General features: G+C 40.0%; 22 protein-coding genes. 17 read left to right on the top strand and 5 right to left on the bottom strand.

Annotated features, from left to right (window positions below; all coding sequences use genetic code 11):
• Positions 1–97 precede the first annotated feature (97 nt).
• Together MHI20_RS08685 and MHI20_RS08680 are read left to right on the top strand one after the other, a co-directional pair.
• Positions 98–841, top strand: a complete 744-nt coding sequence (locus tag MHI20_RS08685; RefSeq protein WP_228003947.1) for a (S)-benzoin forming benzil reductase — start codon at positions 98–100, stop codon at positions 839–841.
• A gap of 144 nt (positions 842–985) precedes the next feature.
• Entirely contained in the window at positions 986–1519 is a 534-nt protein-coding gene (locus MHI20_RS08680) for an HD domain-containing protein (protein WP_007500462.1), read from the top strand.
• On the opposite strand, the gene MHI20_RS08675 is transcribed toward MHI20_RS08680, so the two are convergent.
• A complete protein-coding gene (locus MHI20_RS08675) occupies positions 1516–3000 on the bottom strand; it encodes an esterase/lipase family protein (RefSeq protein ID WP_045034544.1) in 1485 nt (494 codons plus the stop codon). The two genes, MHI20_RS08680 and MHI20_RS08675, sit on opposite strands and share 4 nt — an antisense overlap.
• A 180-nt stretch (positions 3001–3180) precedes the next feature.
• On the opposite strand from MHI20_RS08675, the gene MHI20_RS08670 reads away from it, so the two are divergent.
• The 9 genes from MHI20_RS08670 to MHI20_RS08630 all read left to right on the top strand — a co-directional run bounded on the left by MHI20_RS08670 (position 3181) and on the right by MHI20_RS08630 (position 9562).
• Positions 3181–3417, top strand: coding sequence for a YuzF family protein (locus MHI20_RS08670; protein ID WP_003213721.1), 237 nt, complete (start codon positions 3181–3183; stop codon positions 3415–3417).
• A 184-nt stretch (positions 3418–3601) separates the two neighbouring features.
• Positions 3602–4705 (top strand): AI-2E family transporter, encoded by a 1104-nt coding sequence (locus tag MHI20_RS08665; protein WP_008345881.1) that lies wholly within the window; start codon positions 3602–3604, stop codon positions 4703–4705.
• A gap of 68 nt (positions 4706–4773) precedes the next feature.
• Positions 4774–4995 carry a spore germination protein gene (locus MHI20_RS08660; RefSeq protein WP_008345880.1) on the top strand — a complete coding sequence of 74 codons (222 nt, stop codon included), beginning with the start codon at positions 4774–4776 and terminating at the stop codon, positions 4993–4995.
• A gap of 101 nt (positions 4996–5096) precedes the next feature.
• The gene (locus tag MHI20_RS08655) at positions 5097–5318 is read left to right on the top strand and encodes a spore germination protein (RefSeq protein ID WP_008345878.1); all 222 of its coding nucleotides are present in this window, start codon (positions 5097–5099) and stop codon (positions 5316–5318) included.
• Between the two features lie 94 nt (positions 5319–5412).
• Positions 5413–5661, top strand: a complete 249-nt coding sequence (locus tag MHI20_RS08650) for a YueH family protein (RefSeq protein WP_024719734.1) — start codon at positions 5413–5415, stop codon at positions 5659–5661.
• Between the two features lie 27 nt (positions 5662–5688).
• Positions 5689–6096 (top strand): YueI family protein, encoded by a 408-nt coding sequence (locus MHI20_RS08645; RefSeq protein WP_007500468.1) that lies wholly within the window; start codon positions 5689–5691, stop codon positions 6094–6096.
• Positions 6097–6156: 60 nt separating this feature from the next.
• Complete coding sequence (locus MHI20_RS08640) at positions 6157–6708, top strand: cysteine hydrolase family protein (protein WP_008345872.1); 552 nt, start codon at positions 6157–6159, stop codon at positions 6706–6708.
• A 17-nt stretch (positions 6709–6725) separates the two neighbouring features.
• Positions 6726–8195 (top strand): nicotinate phosphoribosyltransferase, encoded by a 1470-nt coding sequence (locus tag MHI20_RS08635; protein ID WP_007500472.1) that lies wholly within the window; start codon positions 6726–6728, stop codon positions 8193–8195.
• Positions 8196–8335: 140 nt separating this feature from the next.
• Positions 8336–9562, top strand: coding sequence for an EAL and HDOD domain-containing protein (locus MHI20_RS08630; protein ID WP_330546894.1), 1227 nt, complete (start codon positions 8336–8338; stop codon positions 9560–9562).
• 36 nt (positions 9563–9598) lie between these two features.
• Here the strand turns inward: MHI20_RS08630 and MHI20_RS08625 are convergent, their stop codons facing one another.
• Entirely contained in the window at positions 9599–9952 is a 354-nt protein-coding gene (locus MHI20_RS08625; RefSeq protein ID WP_017367963.1) for a hypothetical protein, read from the bottom strand.
• Between the two features lie 505 nt (positions 9953–10457).
• Between MHI20_RS08625 and degQ the strand changes: the two genes are divergently transcribed.
• The 6 genes from degQ (at position 10458) to MHI20_RS08595 (ending at position 15332) form a co-directional block, all read left to right on the top strand.
• Positions 10458–10598 carry a degradation enzyme regulation protein DegQ gene (gene degQ / locus MHI20_RS08620; RefSeq protein ID WP_003213123.1) on the top strand — a complete coding sequence of 47 codons (141 nt, stop codon included), beginning with the start codon at positions 10458–10460 and terminating at the stop codon, positions 10596–10598.
• 151 nt (positions 10599–10749) lie between these two features.
• A complete protein-coding gene (locus tag MHI20_RS08615; protein ID WP_041507705.1) occupies positions 10750–11664 on the top strand; it encodes a polyprenyl synthetase family protein in 915 nt (304 codons plus the stop codon).
• On the top strand, positions 11661–11831 hold the full coding sequence (gene comX, locus MHI20_RS08610) for a competence pheromone ComX (RefSeq protein ID WP_074041927.1): 171 nt from the start codon (positions 11661–11663) through the stop codon (positions 11829–11831). The genes MHI20_RS08615 and comX overlap by 4 nt, the downstream gene beginning before the upstream one ends.
• A gap of 53 nt (positions 11832–11884) precedes the next feature.
• Positions 11885–14197, top strand: a complete 2313-nt coding sequence (locus MHI20_RS08605) for an ATP-binding protein (protein ID WP_041507704.1) — start codon at positions 11885–11887, stop codon at positions 14195–14197.
• 80 nt (positions 14198–14277) lie between these two features.
• A complete protein-coding gene (locus MHI20_RS08600; RefSeq protein ID WP_007500477.1) occupies positions 14278–14919 on the top strand; it encodes a response regulator transcription factor in 642 nt (213 codons plus the stop codon).
• 23 nt (positions 14920–14942) lie between these two features.
• Positions 14943–15332, top strand: a complete 390-nt coding sequence (locus MHI20_RS08595; protein WP_340937586.1) for a hotdog fold thioesterase — start codon at positions 14943–14945, stop codon at positions 15330–15332.
• A gap of 90 nt (positions 15333–15422) precedes the next feature.
• On the opposite strand, the gene mnhG is transcribed toward MHI20_RS08595, so the two are convergent.
• The 3 genes from mnhG to MHI20_RS08580 are packed head-to-tail and all read right to left on the bottom strand — an operon-like array spanning position 15423 to position 16541.
• Complete coding sequence (mnhG, locus tag MHI20_RS08590; protein ID WP_003213369.1) at positions 15423–15797, bottom strand: monovalent cation/H(+) antiporter subunit G; 375 nt, start codon at positions 15795–15797, stop codon at positions 15423–15425.
• Positions 15781–16062, bottom strand: coding sequence for a Na(+)/H(+) antiporter subunit F1 (locus MHI20_RS08585; RefSeq protein WP_008345849.1), 282 nt, complete (start codon positions 16060–16062; stop codon positions 15781–15783). The genes mnhG and MHI20_RS08585 overlap by 17 nt, the downstream gene beginning before the upstream one ends.
• Positions 16062–16541, bottom strand: coding sequence for a Na+/H+ antiporter subunit E (locus MHI20_RS08580; RefSeq protein ID WP_008345848.1), 480 nt, complete (start codon positions 16539–16541; stop codon positions 16062–16064). The genes MHI20_RS08585 and MHI20_RS08580 overlap by 1 nt, the downstream gene beginning before the upstream one ends.
• Positions 16542–16545: the final 4 nt, after the last annotated feature.

The raw sequence follows: 16545 nt of genomic DNA, 5'->3' as shown, positions 1-16545 counted from the left end.
CCTGCCTTATGAAAAGGGCAGGCTTTTCTTTATGCAGATTGCTTGATGTGATACCGATTCACTATTTAAAATAGTGTTATCAAGGGAGGAGATTGTCATTCGAATTTCAATCGTCACAGGCGGATCAAAAGGATTTGGTTTAGCACTTGTCAAACAGCTACTTTCACGCGGGGATAACGTGTACACCGCTGCAAGAAGTGAGTCGCCAATATCCCATCCACACCTCACGCATTCACAGGTCGATCTCACAGAGGAGGAATCGGCTGCAAAATGGCTTCAGAGCATCTTGTCCTCGCAAACTCTCGCAGACGCTGATGACGTCTTGCTTGTCAATAATGCAGGAATGGTGACTCCTATCAAGCGTGCAGGGCAAGGCGGAGAGGATACGCTTCATCAGCATTATATGCTGAACCTTGTCGTCCCTGTTTTGCTCAGTCATGTGTTTGTGAGGGAGACACAATCCTTTGAGGGGAAGAAAACCATCGTGCATCTTTCTTCTGGAGCAGCTAAAAATCCGTACAAAGGATGGAGTGCCTATTGCAGCTCAAAAGCAGGGCTTGATATGTTTATGAGGACTTTACATGAGGAACAACAGGACGAAGCATATCCTGTCACCACGTTTTCCTTTTCACCCGGTACGATTGATACGGATATGCAGGGAGAGATTCGGAAATCCTCCAAACAGGACTTTGAACAAATTGAGCGGTTTCAGCAATTACATGAAACAGGTACGCTAAAGAGCCCAGATGAAGTGGCCGGTATTTTACTCGACCTTCTAGGAGATGACCCAGCTGGCGGTTGTGTATACGATGCCCGTGAGTATGAAAAAAAGCAGTCATAACGGCTGCTTTTTTCGTATTGTACAAGCAAAGACAGCTTATCGAGCATAAGCTAATTTTGAGACTCATCGGAAATATGACAGAACATTTGAGTTTCTTTTCAGAATATGTTAGGATGCTAAAAATATAGATAAGGAGGGGTTTCCATGAGAAAGGTTACATTAATGGATGTTTACACCCATCCAGTCGCTCAAAAATATTTAAATCGTTCAGGAAAAGCCCACGCCATTGCTTGTGCTTATCACGCATTCAAACTGGCGATGCAGGCGGGGATTAACCCGGATCTTGCTGTGAAAGCAGCACTCTTGCATGACATCGGCCACTATGAATGGTATACAGCAGGCGGAGAATGGGATTACGAGACATATAGACGAAATGATATTCATGCCATTAAAGGGGCAGAGCGGGCACATAAACTGCTCATACGGCTCGGCGAGGAACCAAAAGCAGCCAAAGAGATTGCCCTTGCGATTTTGCTTCACACAGATTCATATTTGCCAGAGGGCGACCTGCATAAGGACACACTCCAGCAAATTGTGAAGAAAGCAGATGAAATGGACGAAGAGCCTGGTGGACACCATCATTACAGACAAATAGATGAATCACTTGCGCTCAAAAAAATTGCTGATTTGGATGAGAAGGTGCAGCAGGCGCTTCAGCCCATGAAACGCTCTGTTTAATATGGAATATCTCCATGAATCGTTCCGTGCTGATCCACATACAATGTGCGAATCACAGTACGGTTAAATGCCGATGTCCCTGACGCAGTGAGACCTGTGTAATGAACCGTGACGGAATAAGCACCTTCTTTTTTCAATTGAACGGCTGATGAAGAGCTCGTTTTCAGTGGATGATCCTTCTCGGCATCTTTAAAATAAATGGTCTCTACAGTTTTGCTTAATCGTTTAATCAGCTTGCTCGAATGTGTCGATGCATCTCCTGATTTCGCTGCAGCGATTTTGATTTCTTCATTTAATGGTGAATCAAAGGATACAAGTAGCAAATAAGGATCCTTTTTTCCTGAATTTGATCGAATCGTCCATTTTCCTGGAACGGGTTTATTGATTTGCACATGGTGTGAATAGGCGCCTTCATATGGGAATGATGCTTCGGATGTCGTCAAATTGGTTAAGACATCTCCATTTGGTGCAACGATTTCCGGATTGGCTTCCTGTCTTTCATTTAACCACTGAATCGATAGGCCATTCGTTCCTTCCTCTACATAGAACGCTTCTGTTTTATCCTTTTCACTTTCTCCACCTTTCACATAAACGTTTGTATTTAGCTCCGAAGAGACTGGTTCTTGCTCTTGTTCGTCTTCGCTTTCAGCGCTTGCGGTACTTGCACGCAGCTGTGCCTGAAATACGGGGAACATGCTTGTGCCGTTTTTGATCGAAAAGTGGTCCCACTTTCCTGTTAAAATATTGTTTGCATATGCTAGCTTTGTGCTGCTGACTGTCACAGCGCCATCGTTTGCACCAAAGCTTTTTAAATACATGCCGCCTAAATAAAGCACTCCGCCAAAAGTTCCCCATTCTGAACCAGAATAGGTCACATATTTATGAGGAAACGTCTCCAACCGGTCGGTTTCACTTCGAAAAGCTGCCATCATCCCGGTTTGCAGAGAATAGAGCGCGTCGCTCTTTTGTCCAAGGATTTGCGCAAGCCAGCTTCCGCCTTTGCTATAGGCTAAATCCGCAAGCGGCGTCCCATAATGTGGAGAGCCAAGTGTGATGACTTTCTCTACATATGGATGAGCGTTGTAATACACGAGTGCAGCCTGCGTATCCACTCCGCCTTTACTATGACCGATTATGATCAGTTTTCTGCCGAAAAATTCATAGATTTCTTTTAACTTTTCTGCTAATAGTTTCCCATTCTTTTTCATGTCCTGATCTGGATATAAATCTATGAACGCGCTTTCGTATCCGTTCAGAACAGCTTGTTTTGCCATATCGTTTCGATCAGACCATGTGGAGGAAGAACTGTTTATGCCATGAACAAAAACAAGTGGGGGTTTTGACAGGTCTTTTTGTACCGGTTCTTCTCCTTTAAACCACTTCCCTGGTGTACCAGGTGCATCTCCAATTGTGCCTGCGTGCGCATAACTTGCAGAGGATAGTAAGAGCATGACAGCAACGATACAGATTAATTTTTTCAAGATCATTCACCTCTTCAAATAATTTAAGATGTTGGCAGCACCAATCTATTATACTTCTAAAAATTGTAAAAAAATACGGAATGTAAAAATACGGTAATAATGTTGTAGGTTTGCTGAGTGACACTCACATGGGTCATTGCATACGCTGTGGGTAAATACACAAGTAAAGGGGCAGGTAGCATGGCACAACAAGGAAGTCCACAGCTTGTTTCATTAGTTGATCCATATGTTTATCAAACATTGCAGAAAGTAGTCGGTATGAGATTGATTGTTCAAACAGTGAAAGATACAGTACGTGGAAAGTTGAAGGAAGTGATGCCGGATCATATTGTGATTGAGGCGGGGGCAAAATCAGTGTTTTATGTGCGGATCCAGCAAATCGTGTCGGTGATGCCTGATCACAGTGAAAGAGTGTAAAAAGCAGACGCACAGGTGTCTGCTTTTTTCAATGCTTACAGAATGTATATCTGGAAAAAGTGCATGATATACCAATTGTTCTTTTTTTTTCAAAAAATATGGTTCTAAAACAAGAAGCAGTTGACAGAAGGTGGGTTGAATAGTAGTTTTTTAATAAGGTCAATACGTAACAGGAGGAGCATCTTTGTTAAAATCTAAAGTTCATTTTTGGACATTCCAAATATTACTGGTTTTACTAATTGTGTACGTATCAACAAAAGTTTCGTTTTTATTTCAGCCGATCATTTTATTTGCTTCAACGTTGTTTGTTCCTATTTTACTGGCAGGTATTCTCTTTTTCATCTTTAATCCGATTGTGCGATTTTTGTCGAAGAAGATACCTAGGACGCTCGCCATTCTGATTATTTATCTTCTATTCATCGGGCTTATCACGTTTGTTGTCAATGCTGCTGGACCTGTCATTGTCACGCAGGTGGGTGGACTTGTCAAAAGCTTCCCAGGGTATGTCACGGACATGCAGAAATTTATCAACGATTTCTCGCATTCTAAAACATTTACGTGGATGATGAACCAAGATTATGTGTCTGTTTCGAAGTTTGAACAGTCGATCGTTTCGACATTAAAAGATTTACCGGAAAATATTGCTTCCAGTATGTCGGCGGTGTTTGGCGTGATTGCGAATATTGCCCTCGCTGTCATTACCGTTCCATTCATTTTATTTTACATGCTAAAAGACGGACATAAGTTTCCGGACAAGCTCGTTCAATTTTTGCCAATGCCTTACCGTAAGGAAGGATTGAAGATTTTTAAAGAATTAAACGATACGCTTGCTGCTTACATACAAGGGCAAATCGTTGTTTGTTTATTTGTCGGAGTTGCTTGTTTTATCGGATACTTATTAATTGGTGTGAAATATGCGCTCATTCTCGGCATCATTATTGCGGTGACAAACGTCATTCCATATCTTGGGCCATATCTTGGTGCTGCACCAGCTGTGCTCATTGCTTTTCTTGATTCGCCTGGAAAAGCGGTTGTGACTGTTATTGTCATTCTTGTTGTTCAGCAGATCGATGGAAACGTCATTTCTCCATTGATCATTGGAAAACGTCTCAACACACATCCGTTAACAATTATCTTGCTATTAATTGGGGCAGGAAGTTTTGGCGGAATCCTTGGTATGATTTTTGCCGTCCCTGTCTATGCGCTGCTGAAAGCCATCACACTCAATATTGTCAGATTGGTTCAGCTGCGTCAGCGCTCTCGAAAAGAACAGCATTTAAACGTTTAGGGCAGATGCACCACTTTTCCCTTTTTGCATAACATAACTCACATAAGCGAATAGGGAGGAGAAGGAAGATGCCTGCGATTGTTGGACCCATTCATATTGAGTCTTTAGGCGGAAACGGCTCGGCTACTTTTGGTGACGTTCTCGCCATTGCCCCTTTGGCTGTAGATCACTCGACCGGTGGAGCGGGAGCTTTTAATTCAGGTGATTATATGTCCCTGACAAGCGATCCGAATGCCACCATGCTTTGGGACTTTACACTGTTTGGCCAGCCTCAATCATTTAATGCATAAAAGACAGCTGATCATATGACATATCAGCTGTCTTTTTTATGTTGGATAGACACGTATTGTTCCGCTAGGCATATGATGAGGGTAGTAAAGGTGGTGGAAAGATGCCAGCAATTGTTGGACCCATTCATATTGACCGTGTCATAGGAAACGGTTCTGCACATTTCGGCGATGTGTTTGCCATTTCGCCAAAAAGTGTGGATCATTCCGCTGGTGGTTCAGGCACCTATAATGCAGGAGACTTTGTTCAATTTTTCAACAATCCGAACGTCACATTTGTTTGGGATTCAAACCTGATCAGCCAGCAAAAGAGCTTTAACGCATAGCCAGCTTTGAAAGGGTCTCCTTTTCAGAAGCTGTCTTTTTTTATGGTACAATGGATAGAAGAAGGAAAAAGAAAAAGGGGGGAAAACACCTCAAATGAAAATAAGAAAAGCGCATCTGACAAGCGGGCAACCAACAACCTACAATGTATATTTACATGAAAATAAAAAAGAATATAAAACGCTTGTCGCTGTACCTGACATAGAATGGAGTATTTCTATTGCGTATGAAGACGAAAAAACGCAGCTTGAGCAAGCACTAGAACAATCTTTAAACAAAAGAGTAGAAATAGACGAAGCCCGTGAACTTGCACAAAAAATTGTGCACTGGGTCACAGAAATGTAAATTCAGAAACCAGGAGTGAACACAGCAATGAAAGAAGAATCCGTAGACTTTTATTTGCAGCAAGGGATATTTGGACATGCTGAAACAAAACCCGATGAACGAAGAATGTTTCTCGGCTCATTAAGAGAACGTGCTCTTCTTGCTCTGACAAAAGGGCAAGTATCGAGACATAAATCGTATCAAGAGGTAGAGCAAGTATTGAAGGCAAACCGAGAGGCCACTGTTCTTTTAAATGGTGAATTGTCATATGCTTCTTATTCTCCATATGTCAAAATGGCAAATGCCGCTGGTTGTTCTTTTAAAGTGGTCAACCATCACGAGTCACATTCACCTTTTGGGCTTGTGATAGAGGTGCCGCATGCGATCAATCAAGAGCATATCTATATAGAAGATGAGCTTTTTCAAAAAGCTTTTTCTCGTGAATCTGTTGAATAGGTTTCCCTAGTGAAATGAATAAGCTATAATGATTCAAAAGAGCATATGGGAGAGATGCGGATGGGCAAAGCATTGATTTGTATTGATTATACAGTTGATTTTGTTGCAGACGATGGAAAACTGACGTGCGGAAAGCCTGGACAGGCGATTGAGTCGAAGATCACAGAGATCACTTCTTCATTTATTGATGAAGGACACTTTGTTGTTTTTGCCGTCGATCATCATGAAGAGCAAGATCCATATCATCCAGAGACAAAGTTATTTCCGCCCCATAATATTCGCGGGACAGAAGGAATTGAACTTTACGGAAAACTAAGTTCACTATTTCACACGTCAACACATTTAAATCATGTCTATTATATGGAAAAAACAAGATACTCTGCTTTTGCAGGCACTCAATTAGAAATGAAACTGCGCGAGCGTGGCATCACTGAACTTCACCTAGCCGGCGTGTGTACCGATATTTGTGTACTTCATACAGCTGTTGATGCGTACAATAAAGGCTTTGAACTTGTGATTCATGAGAATGCCGTAGCGAGTTTTAATGAAGCGGGGCACGAGTGGGCACTTTCTCACTTTGAGCATACGCTTGGTGCGAAAGTGGTTAAGTAAGGGAAGGAGAATGGAAGTTGGAGCATCGGTTTATTGACGACAGTTTATCACTACATACAGATCTTTATCAAATTAACATGGCAGAAACGTATTGGAGAGACGGCATTCATGAGAAGAAGGCAGTCTTCGAACTCTTCTTTAGAAAGCTTCCATTTGACAACGGCTTCGCTGTATTTGCTGGTTTAGAGAAAGCGATTGAATATTTATCGGACTTCTCCTTCACCGAGAGCGACCTTGCATATTTAAAAGATGAACTCGGTTATAAAAGCGATTTCATTGAATACTTAAGCGGATTGTCTTTTACAGGGACACTTCATTCAATGCGAGAAGGAGAAATTGTCTTTGCGAATGAACCTATTATGCGCATCGAGGCAACACTTGTTGAAGCGCAGCTAATTGAAACGGCACTGCTCAACATCGTGAACTTCCAGACGCTAATTGCAACAAAGGCGGCTCGTATTAAAGGAATCATTGAAGATGAGACAGCATTAGAATTCGGAACAAGACGTGCGCATGAAATGGATGCAGCCATGTGGGGAGCAAGAGCAGCACTGATCGGCGGATTTCAGGCAACAAGTAATGTCCGTGCAGGGAAACGCTTCAATATTCCCGTATCAGGCACACATGCCCATGCCCTTGTACAAGCATATCGCGACGAATATACTGCATTTAGAAAATATGCCGAAACACATACAGACTGTGTCTTTTTAGTGGATACATATGATACGGTCAGATCAGGCATTCCAAATGCGATTAAGGTAGCGAAAGAATTCGGTGATAAAATCAACTTTATTGGGGTCAGACTTGATAGCGGAGACCTTGCCTACTTGTCTAAAAAGGCGAGAACGATGCTGGATGAAGCTGGATTCCATGACGCCAAAGTCATTGCATCAAGCGATCTTGATGAACACACCATTATGAACTTAAAAGCACAAGGTGCAAAAATTGATGTATGGGGTGTTGGAACGAAACTGATTACCGCATTCGATCAGCCAGCTCTTGGTGCTGTATATAAGCTTGTATCGATTGAAGAAAACGGTCAGATGAATGACACGATCAAAATTTCTTCTAACCCAGAGAAAGTGACAACACCAGGCCGTAAACGAGTGTATCGCATTATCAATCAATTGAATCATCACTCTGAGGGAGACTACATTGCCCTTGAAGAAGAAGATGTTCAAAGTGAAGATAAGCTGAAAATGTTCCATCCAGTTCATACATTTATCAGCAAATTTGTGACAAATTTTGTGGCGAAGGACCTCCATGTCCCAATTTTTGAACAAGGGAAGCTGGTGTATGATAATCCAGATATCCAAACGATTCAAGCATATGTGCAGGACAGTCTCGGACTCTTCTGGGAAGAATACAAACGAATCAGCAAACCAGAAGAATACCCAGTCGATTTGAGTCAAAAATGCTGGGATAATAAGATGCAGTTTATCCATGATGTGAAAAATAAAATCAAAAAAGAGCTTTATGAAAGCTGATTACCCCGGGAAAGGAGATCATCAAGCCAGATGGTCTCTTTTTTTTCATGTTGGACGATTCAAAATGAACCTTATGGGCAATCATTTGGTATACTGAAAGCACATCTTGTTTGTCATTGCATAAAGGAGGAATGGAGCAGTTGAGGGTGTTTGTTGCAAGGCAGCCTATTTTTAACAGAAAAGAACAAGTCGTATCATACGAGCTGCTTTATAGAGATAGTGAAACCAATACATATAGCGCTGAAGATGGTGATCAAGCGACAACGGACCTCATTATCAATAGTTTTTTAAACATTGGCATCGAAACACTGACAGAAGGAAAACGATGCTACATCAATTTCACCGAAAGCTTGCTTTCGTCTGATCTGCTCACTTATTTTGATCCACATCAGCTTGTGATCGAAATATTAGAAAATGTACCGATTACCCCGGCACTTATTATGAGATGTAAGCAATTAAAAAAGTGGGGATACACGATTGCGCTCGATGATTTCTTTCTGAGCGGAACACATTTTCATGACAAGTTACTCGATGAACTCCTCTATTGCATTGATATTTTAAAAATTGATTTTCTGAAAACAACATGTGAAGAACGAAGAGACATTTTACATACATATAAAAAGTATCGACTTCGATTCCTTGCTGAAAAGGTAGAAACGCGAAAAGAATATGAAGAAGCGTTAGAAGCTGGCTTCCATTTGTTTCAAGGATATTTCTTTAGTGAGCCGCACGTCATTTCGGGACGAGCCTTATCGACTAGCTTCCACGCATACCATCAGCTATTGAATGAGCTGAGCAAGGAGCAGCCGAATATTCAGACCGTGACGCACTTTATAGAAAGTGATCTTTCCCTTTCATATCAATTATTAAAAATGCTGAATTCTGGCGGCATGAGACGTCTTTATCAAATCAAGAGCATTCGTCAGGCGATTATTCTGCTTGGGTTTAATGAAATACGGCGATGGATCTTTATCCTTTCATTTAAAGAACTGAATGTCCAAGCCAACTCAAGCCAAAAGGAAATCATCAAAATGTCGTTCATTCGTGCCAAAACGTGTGAACTCATTGCTAGTCGGACTGAACGAGAGCATCCCGCTTCTTATATGCTAACAGGTATGTTTTCACTCATTGATACGCTTGTCAGGGCGGACATTACTGAACTTGTGAAAGAACTGCCTCTTTCGGATGAAGTAGGTGAGGCACTGCTTGGCTATGAAAATGACTATTTCCTTGTGTTAGACATTGCCAAACGGATTGAACGAAATGAATGGGATGATGAGATGTTAGGTGGAAGTCTCCCTAAGCAGGAAGCCTACGGCTGTTATATAGTTGCCATTGAATGGTGTCATAAAATGTTTGAATCTTAAGAAAAGCCGCTCCCACTAGAGCGGCTTCTTTCTTTGTTATCCCCACTGTAAAAGTAGAAAAAGCCTGCTGGAAGAGAGGGATAAGTAGATACGGATGCCTTCTGGACTAAAGCGGATATCGATATTGCTTTTCACCCCAATCTGCTTCAGCATTCGAATCACACTTGCGGTGTCAGCACGTTCAGCAGCTTCCATGATTCGCTGTCCAAACGAAAGCGAACCGGAAATCTGCTGTGTAATGAGGGATGCATCAGCCACGAGACGGGTTGATTCCTTTGCAGCCTTTTGAAACGCATGAGCATCTACTGGAGGAAAAGTCATGGGTGTTCGCGGGTATGCGTTCCCTATTGCGGGAACCTGCAAAGGCGGATAAGGAACATAGTAAAACACATGGTCACCTCTTCTCTCATTGAAGTGAATTTGGACGGATATCTGTTCTAAATGTATGAAGAAAATCCGAATAAAGAATCAAAATGATCTTTCTACCTTTGCATATTCATCATAAAAATAGGTACTTTTGCGGTCAATTTCGGTGAATGTCGCCAAAAAATTGCGGTGTCTACAGTAGAGCCTGTCGTCTGACCTATAACATGAAAAACCGAGGAAATAGAGGGGATCGTATGTTCTTCATCGTGAGAATTGTGACGAATGATGCCTGTTCATGTCGCAAAAATGACGTATTTCCTTTGAAATTGAGATAAAAGTATCATTTGAAAAGTCTGAAAATGATGAAAAAAGACCTATTGAATTTTGCGGTATCACGCACACATTTTGTGCATACTTTTCGGTGAAAAAATACTCAATAGCATTTACACTGTTAGTAACAGATCAAATACTTATGACCCAATCAACATACACAAATACATTGATCTTCCAAAAAAGGAGAGTGGAATCGATGGAAAAGTATGAAATCGAAGAACTTAAACAACTATTATGGAAACTTGAAAACGAAATTAGAGAAACAACGGCTTCTCTTCATAACATTAACAAAAGCATTGATCAATACGACAAATATGAATATGTGAAAATTTCTTAAAGACTTGATAACCATCAAGTCTTTTTTTTATCCAAATACATACAAAAAAAGGATATATTATTATATAATTGTTAAATAGTGATGTCAGTGGACATTTGCTTATTTCTTTTTAGTAAAATAAGAGGCGAGAGGGTGAGGATCAAGATCGAGTATGCTAAACTATCTAGAGAATACAAAAATCAAGCAGAAAATGTCTGATTTTATTCAACATGCAGTCAGGCAAAATGATTTACAAAAGCTGCTTCTCGAATTTACAGATATAAAGAATGAATTTCCTTTTGGGCAATTGGCTTACCAACATTATGAGGCATTTGGCGGACAAGACAAGCAAGCGATTACAAAACTGGCAGCAGGGATTGAACTTCTCATCTTATCTGCCGATATATTAGATGATATTGAAGATCAGGATAATGATTCGTATCCTTGGATGAACGTCAACCAAGGAGTGGCCATCAATGCTTCTACATATTTGTATACGGTGAGTATCCAATTCATCACATCAATTTGTGAAAATAATTCTCAACTAATAGAGAAACTGTTCCACTTCATCAAAATGTCTATGGAAGGGCAGCATGAGGATTTGAGTCATTTGTATGGAACAGAAGAAGAGTGTGTAGAGGTTTTAAGGAAAAAATCTGGATCTTTAACAGCTCTTTCTAGCGTACTGGGTGTTTATTTAGCGACAAGAAAAATGAATGCCACTGTAGAATCTTATTCGATATATTATGGTGTTGCTGAACAAATCAGTAACGATTTTTTTGCGTTATTTTCAAAAGCAAACGGAGATTTTCAAAAAAAACAAACGCTGGCATTTAGTTATTTACAAAGACATTTTAACGATGTCAGTCTAGAGCTTCTTTCCTTCTTTTCTAACCGGCTGGATGAGTCAGAGCAAAAGCCGTTTCAACTGAAGCAAAAGTTACTTGAAGCTGGTTTGACTCAGTACATGGTATCGATGAGAGAGATTATGCTGTTAAAAATGAAGCAAGGAATTGCACAACTTGATTTGCCTAAAACGAAAAAGGAACAATTATATGCATATATGACAAAGGAGGGCAATGATTGAACATTCAAAATGTTATTGCATATTTAGTGAAAAATCCTAGTGTTGTGAATGAATTGGACTTAGGGAATGCAAGTTTAATTCACACAGATGAGGAAACGATGAAAGCAATCATTCAAGGCATAAAAAAAGGGCAAATGTCTGCAGATTATATATGGTACTATAAATGATACTATTCATTTAAAAATGATTTAAAAGTTCTCCAGTTAAGGATGTTTTATACATGAAGATAACTTATACGAAACTATCTGCTTTTTTGGTTTTTCTGTCTTTTTTATTTGTGATCTATGTTTCATATATTTATGTATTTGATATTTTTAATGGAGCACGTGTTGCGGAGAACAAGAATGGTCAAGCAGAAGTTGTCAAAGTCGAATATCTTTCTTTAGCCTACACATCAGGATTAGAAGAAGGAGATATTATACTTAAAATCAATGGAGAATCTGCTAACAATAAAGATCATTTGATCAATGGTGAGCTTAGGAATGTGCAAAGAATTGATATTCAAAGAGGCAACCAAATGATCACCCTAAAAAATAAGACATTGATTGGTCAAGAAAGTTTATTTGTCTATATAATTCCTCTCATCCTGTATTCAATATGTTTATTTTGTATCTTCTTTATCATTCGTATTAACAAAGAGGTCCAACGAAAATCAGCATTTCTTTTAGTTTTATTTTTATTAACGATTTGTATCGGATATCTTAGTGCAGGTACTTCGGGTATTGGTGATAGATTTAGCCATTATGTCATCACATTTTGTTTATCAAGTGTATTTATCTTTTATATTCATTTCATTTATCAATATTTCAAAGAGTTTGACCTGCATATAACGACTCGAAAAACAATTTATATTTTATATAGTCTTCCTATAACTAATCTAGTAATAGAGCTGTTTGTTCCAATTGATTCGGCGATAGCCAGATACATGCCGAGTTTAAATCTTTTATTCTTTTTTGCTTCTATTATCATGTCATTCAAAGTCATTATTAATGGAATGCAGAAATATAAAGAGACAGAGCAGGGGTCTGTTTTAAAGTTTTTTGTCATGATTAATATCATAGCATTTTGTCCGTTTATATTTTTATTTGCAATTCCATATGTTTTGTTTCGTATTTATGTTGTAGATCCCTTTTTCTTAACTTCTTTTGTATTGCTCATTCCTTTTTCACTCGTGTATCAATTCATGACGAACAAACTTTACAATATGGATTTCTTGATTAGTAGACTTAAATACTATGGATTTATTGCCATTACACCGACCATTTTAGTTGTTGTCACGTTTTATATTCTGCAAAAACCAGAAGATTTAAAGTACACACTGAAGCTCGCATTCATCACATATACACTCATGTTGGCTGTTTTCTATTTTAAAGAAATTTTAGATTTCCGTTTTCGTTTGAAACGTTTTTCAGAGAAGTATAATTACCAAGACAGCGTGTTTAAATTTACGCAGCTTATTCGTGAGGCGTCATCACTTCATCAAGTACTGTATCATTTGAAATACACCATTTTAGAAGTGCTCGTTGTGAATAAAGCCTTTGTGCTAGAGGTGAAGGCTAATGGAGAAATGATTGAAATTGATGAATCAACAAATGATAGTAAATTATGGAAAGAATACGTGGATCAATTTCAAGATATTTTAGGTGAAGTTGGGAAAATCATCGAGCTTGATAAAGGGTTTATGATGAAAATTGGAGAGCGGGGCGGTCACTCGTTTATGATTTGCTGCTTATCCAATATACAGACGCCGAAATTGACCCGCGATGAAATCTCATGGCTGAAAACATTGGCATTTTACACAAGTGTCAGTTTAGAAAATGTCGTCAAGATCGAAGAACTGATGGAGCATCTTGAGGATTTGAAACAGCGGGAAGCCAATCCCGCCTGGCTGAAGAAAGTCATGTTCGCCATGGAAGAGAAGCAGCGCTCAGATTTAGCGAGGGATCTTCATGATTCTGTGCTGCAGGATTTGATTTCACTGAAGAGACAGTCCGAGATGTTCTTAACCAATTTCCAAAACAACCAATGCCCAACATCTATTGAAAATTCATTGATCTCATGGAATGAACAAATGTCTAAGGTGATTCAAACCACTAGAGAAACATGTCATGAACTTCGACCGCAGCTCCTCTATGATTTGGGGTTAGTGAAGGCAATTTCGAAGCTGACTTCGCAAATTCAAGAGGAAGCGCCATTTCATATTAGACTGAATACAACCCGCTTTGATAAAGAACTGGACATTGATATTGACTCACAGCTGAATATTTACCGGATTGTGCAGGAGCTGTTATCCAATGCGTTGAAGCATTCTAAGGCCAGCCAAGTCTTAGTGATGCTCATTTGTATTAAAGATCAAGTTGTTCTCCATTATGAGGACGATGGAGTCGGATTTGATGCAAGCCAGCTTGATCAGCACACGATGAGCATGGGTCTTTCTGGCATAAGGGAACGAGTCAAAGCTCTAAATGGAAAGCTTCAAATTCACACAGCACCTGAAAAAGGGCTCAAGGTGAAAATTGAAATGGAATTGTAACGATTTCTTAAGGAATAAGACTTGGCATCTGCCAAGTCTTTTATATAAAATGGAAGTGAGTGATTTAAAGGGAGGAAGACATGAAGAAGATATTGGTCATTGATGATCATCCGGCTGTCATGGAAGGGACAAAAAGCATATTAGAATCAGATCAGCAGCTATCAGTCGATTGTTTAAGTCCTGATGCAGAAGGCGCCTTTTTAAAGACGCATGACTTTTCCATCTATGATGTGATCTTGATGGATTTAAATCTCGGGGATATCAATGGAATGGACATTGCCAAACAAATTCTAGAAACGAATCAACAAGTGAAAATTATCATTTATACAGGATATGAAGTAGATGATTATTTCGAAGAGGCCATTCGAGCTGGATTGCATGGTGCAATAAGTAAAACAGAGACAAAAGACAAAATCATTGAATACATACACCGCACATTGCAAGGAGAAGTTGTCATTCAGCTATCCTATTTAAAGAAATTAATTTCACAGCAGCAAGAGAAGCCAGAACAGGCGCAGCAGACGGATCATGAGCTGTTAACAGAGCGTGAATGTTTAATCTTAAGAGAAGTGGAAAAAGGGTACACAAACCAAGAGATCGCCGATGTGCTTCATTTGAGCAAACGCTCGATTGAATACAGTTTGACCTCCATCTTTAATAAGCTGAATGTTGGATCTCGAACGGAAGCGGTGTTAATTGCAAAATCGGAAAGTGTTCTGTAAACGTGTGAAGGGAGAGGGCCTTGATGGATGTGAGTGGTTCAAATACACTGCTTGAGGCACTGGGGATTGAGATTGTGGAATGCAATACGTCACGATGCGTGGCGACAATGCCAGTCGATCACCGAACAAAACAGCCATTTGGATTACTGCACGGAGGAGCATCAGCTGCTCTAGCAGAAACAGTGGCAAGCATGGGTGCTGCTGCTCATTTGGATTTAACGAAGCAGGTTTGTTCAGGTATTGAAATCAATGCCAATCATTTAAAATCTGTACGTGATGGAGTGGTGACAGCTAGAGCTGTTCCTGTACATGTTGGACGGCGTACAATGGTATTCCAAATCGATATAAAAGATGATCGAGACCGTCATATCTGTACGTCAAGATGTACACTCGCTGTCATTGATCGCATATAAAAAAGCTCCCGGTGCAGCGGAAGCTTTTTTTAATACCCTTTTATGAACATGCAGGTAAAGTGAACAAGACCTGAATGTCATATTCTTCATTTATAAATAAGAGTCTTCTTTTCGTTTAATGACAAAGTTACGGAAACCGCCATAATCATCTTGGACACTTCGTTTGTCCATTTTCACACCAGTGTTGTAAGCGGCTCTTCCGATCAAATGAGCGCCGACTGGTGCGGTCAGAAAGATAAAGACAATCCCAAGCAGGATTTTCGCAGAGATGATCCCTGCAAGAAACCATTCATGAAAGAACACACCAACTAAAATGAGAACAACACCAAGTGTCGATGCTTTTGATGCAGCATGCATACGTGTGTAAACATCCGGCAGGCGAAGGACACCAATGGCTGAAATCAAGCAGAGGATGGCGCCAAGCAGAATAAAGAAAATCACGATCGCTTTAGCGATGACGATCATTTTCAATCACTTCCCCTTTCTCAAGGAATTTGGAAAAAGCGACAGTGCCGATAAAGGCAAGAATACCGAGCAGTAAAATAATTTCAAAGAACGTAGTGGTTTTCAGTAAGATAGACACGATGGCTGTCATCCCAATTAAATTGATTCCTATCGCATCAAGCGCACTAACGCGATCTGGGATAGAAGGTCCTTTGATGACCCGTATCACAAAAAGCAAAGTAGACAGCGCAAGAATTCCAAGTGACATTTGCAAGATCAGTTCCATTACTTACCGCTCACCTCCTGAATCGCTTTTTCAAATGATACCCGAATATCGTGGATGGCTTTTTCAGCATCTTCAATATCCATCGCATGAATGTATAAAATCGAACGATCATCGGAAATATCGATGACCAGTGTACCAGGTGTTAATGTAATCATATTGGCCAGTATGGTGATTTCCCAATCTGTTTTTAAATCTGTACGAAAGGCGAAAATACCAGGCTTGATCTTAAGCTTTGGAGATAACACCGTCTTGAGTACACTCAAATTGGCAAGAAGCAGCTCTCTGATAAAAATGATGACGAGCTTGAAAATCGCATAAAGGGCATAGCCGTAAAAACGTTGCGGGAAGAATCGCCGTAGCATAAAAATGGCGATCATCCCTAGTGCAAAGCCTGATACAAAGTCTGCAGCTCTGTATGTATCATTCATAAACATCCATGTAAAGGCGAGGAGAGCGTTTAATAATATTTGAAAGGCCATGTTC

Origin of the sequence: Bacillus sp. FSL K6-1106 (assembly GCF_038005245.1) — a bacterium.
GTDB classification, from domain to species: Bacteria; Bacillota; Bacilli; order Bacillales; family Bacillaceae; genus Bacillus; species Bacillus altitudinis.
This window is presented reverse-complemented; position numbering and strand designations above follow the sequence as displayed.

Coding starts and splice junctions, on each gene's coding strand:
- MHI20_RS08680 (WP_007500462.1), top strand. CDS start 986: ATGAGAAAGGTTACATTAATGGATGTTTACACCCATCCAGTCGCTCAA.
- MHI20_RS08670 (WP_003213721.1), top strand. CDS start 3,181: ATGGCACAACAAGGAAGTCCACAGCTTGTTTCATTAGTTGATCCATAT.
- MHI20_RS08660 (WP_008345880.1), top strand. CDS start 4,774: ATGCCTGCGATTGTTGGACCCATTCATATTGAGTCTTTAGGCGGAAAC.
- MHI20_RS08655 (WP_008345878.1), top strand. CDS start 5,097: ATGCCAGCAATTGTTGGACCCATTCATATTGACCGTGTCATAGGAAAC.
- MHI20_RS08650 (WP_024719734.1), top strand. CDS start 5,413: ATGAAAATAAGAAAAGCGCATCTGACAAGCGGGCAACCAACAACCTAC.
- MHI20_RS08645 (WP_007500468.1), top strand. CDS start 5,689: ATGAAAGAAGAATCCGTAGACTTTTATTTGCAGCAAGGGATATTTGGA.
- MHI20_RS08640 (WP_008345872.1), top strand. CDS start 6,157: ATGGGCAAAGCATTGATTTGTATTGATTATACAGTTGATTTTGTTGCA.
- degQ (WP_003213123.1), top strand. CDS start 10,458: ATGGAAAAGTATGAAATCGAAGAACTTAAACAACTATTATGGAAACTT.
- MHI20_RS08615 (WP_041507705.1), top strand. CDS start 10,750: ATGCTAAACTATCTAGAGAATACAAAAATCAAGCAGAAAATGTCTGAT.
- MHI20_RS08605 (WP_041507704.1), top strand. CDS start 11,885: ATGAAGATAACTTATACGAAACTATCTGCTTTTTTGGTTTTTCTGTCT.
- MHI20_RS08600 (WP_007500477.1), top strand. CDS start 14,278: ATGAAGAAGATATTGGTCATTGATGATCATCCGGCTGTCATGGAAGGG.
- MHI20_RS08595 (WP_340937586.1), top strand. CDS start 14,943: ATGGATGTGAGTGGTTCAAATACACTGCTTGAGGCACTGGGGATTGAG.
- mnhG (WP_003213369.1), bottom strand. CDS start 15,797: ATGATCGTCATCGCTAAAGCGATCGTGATTTTCTTTATTCTGCTTGGC.
- MHI20_RS08585 (WP_008345849.1), bottom strand. CDS start 16,062: ATGGAACTGATCTTGCAAATGTCACTTGGAATTCTTGCGCTGTCTACT.
- MHI20_RS08580 (WP_008345848.1), bottom strand. CDS start 16,541: ATGGCCTTTCAAATATTATTAAACGCTCTCCTCGCCTTTACATGGATG.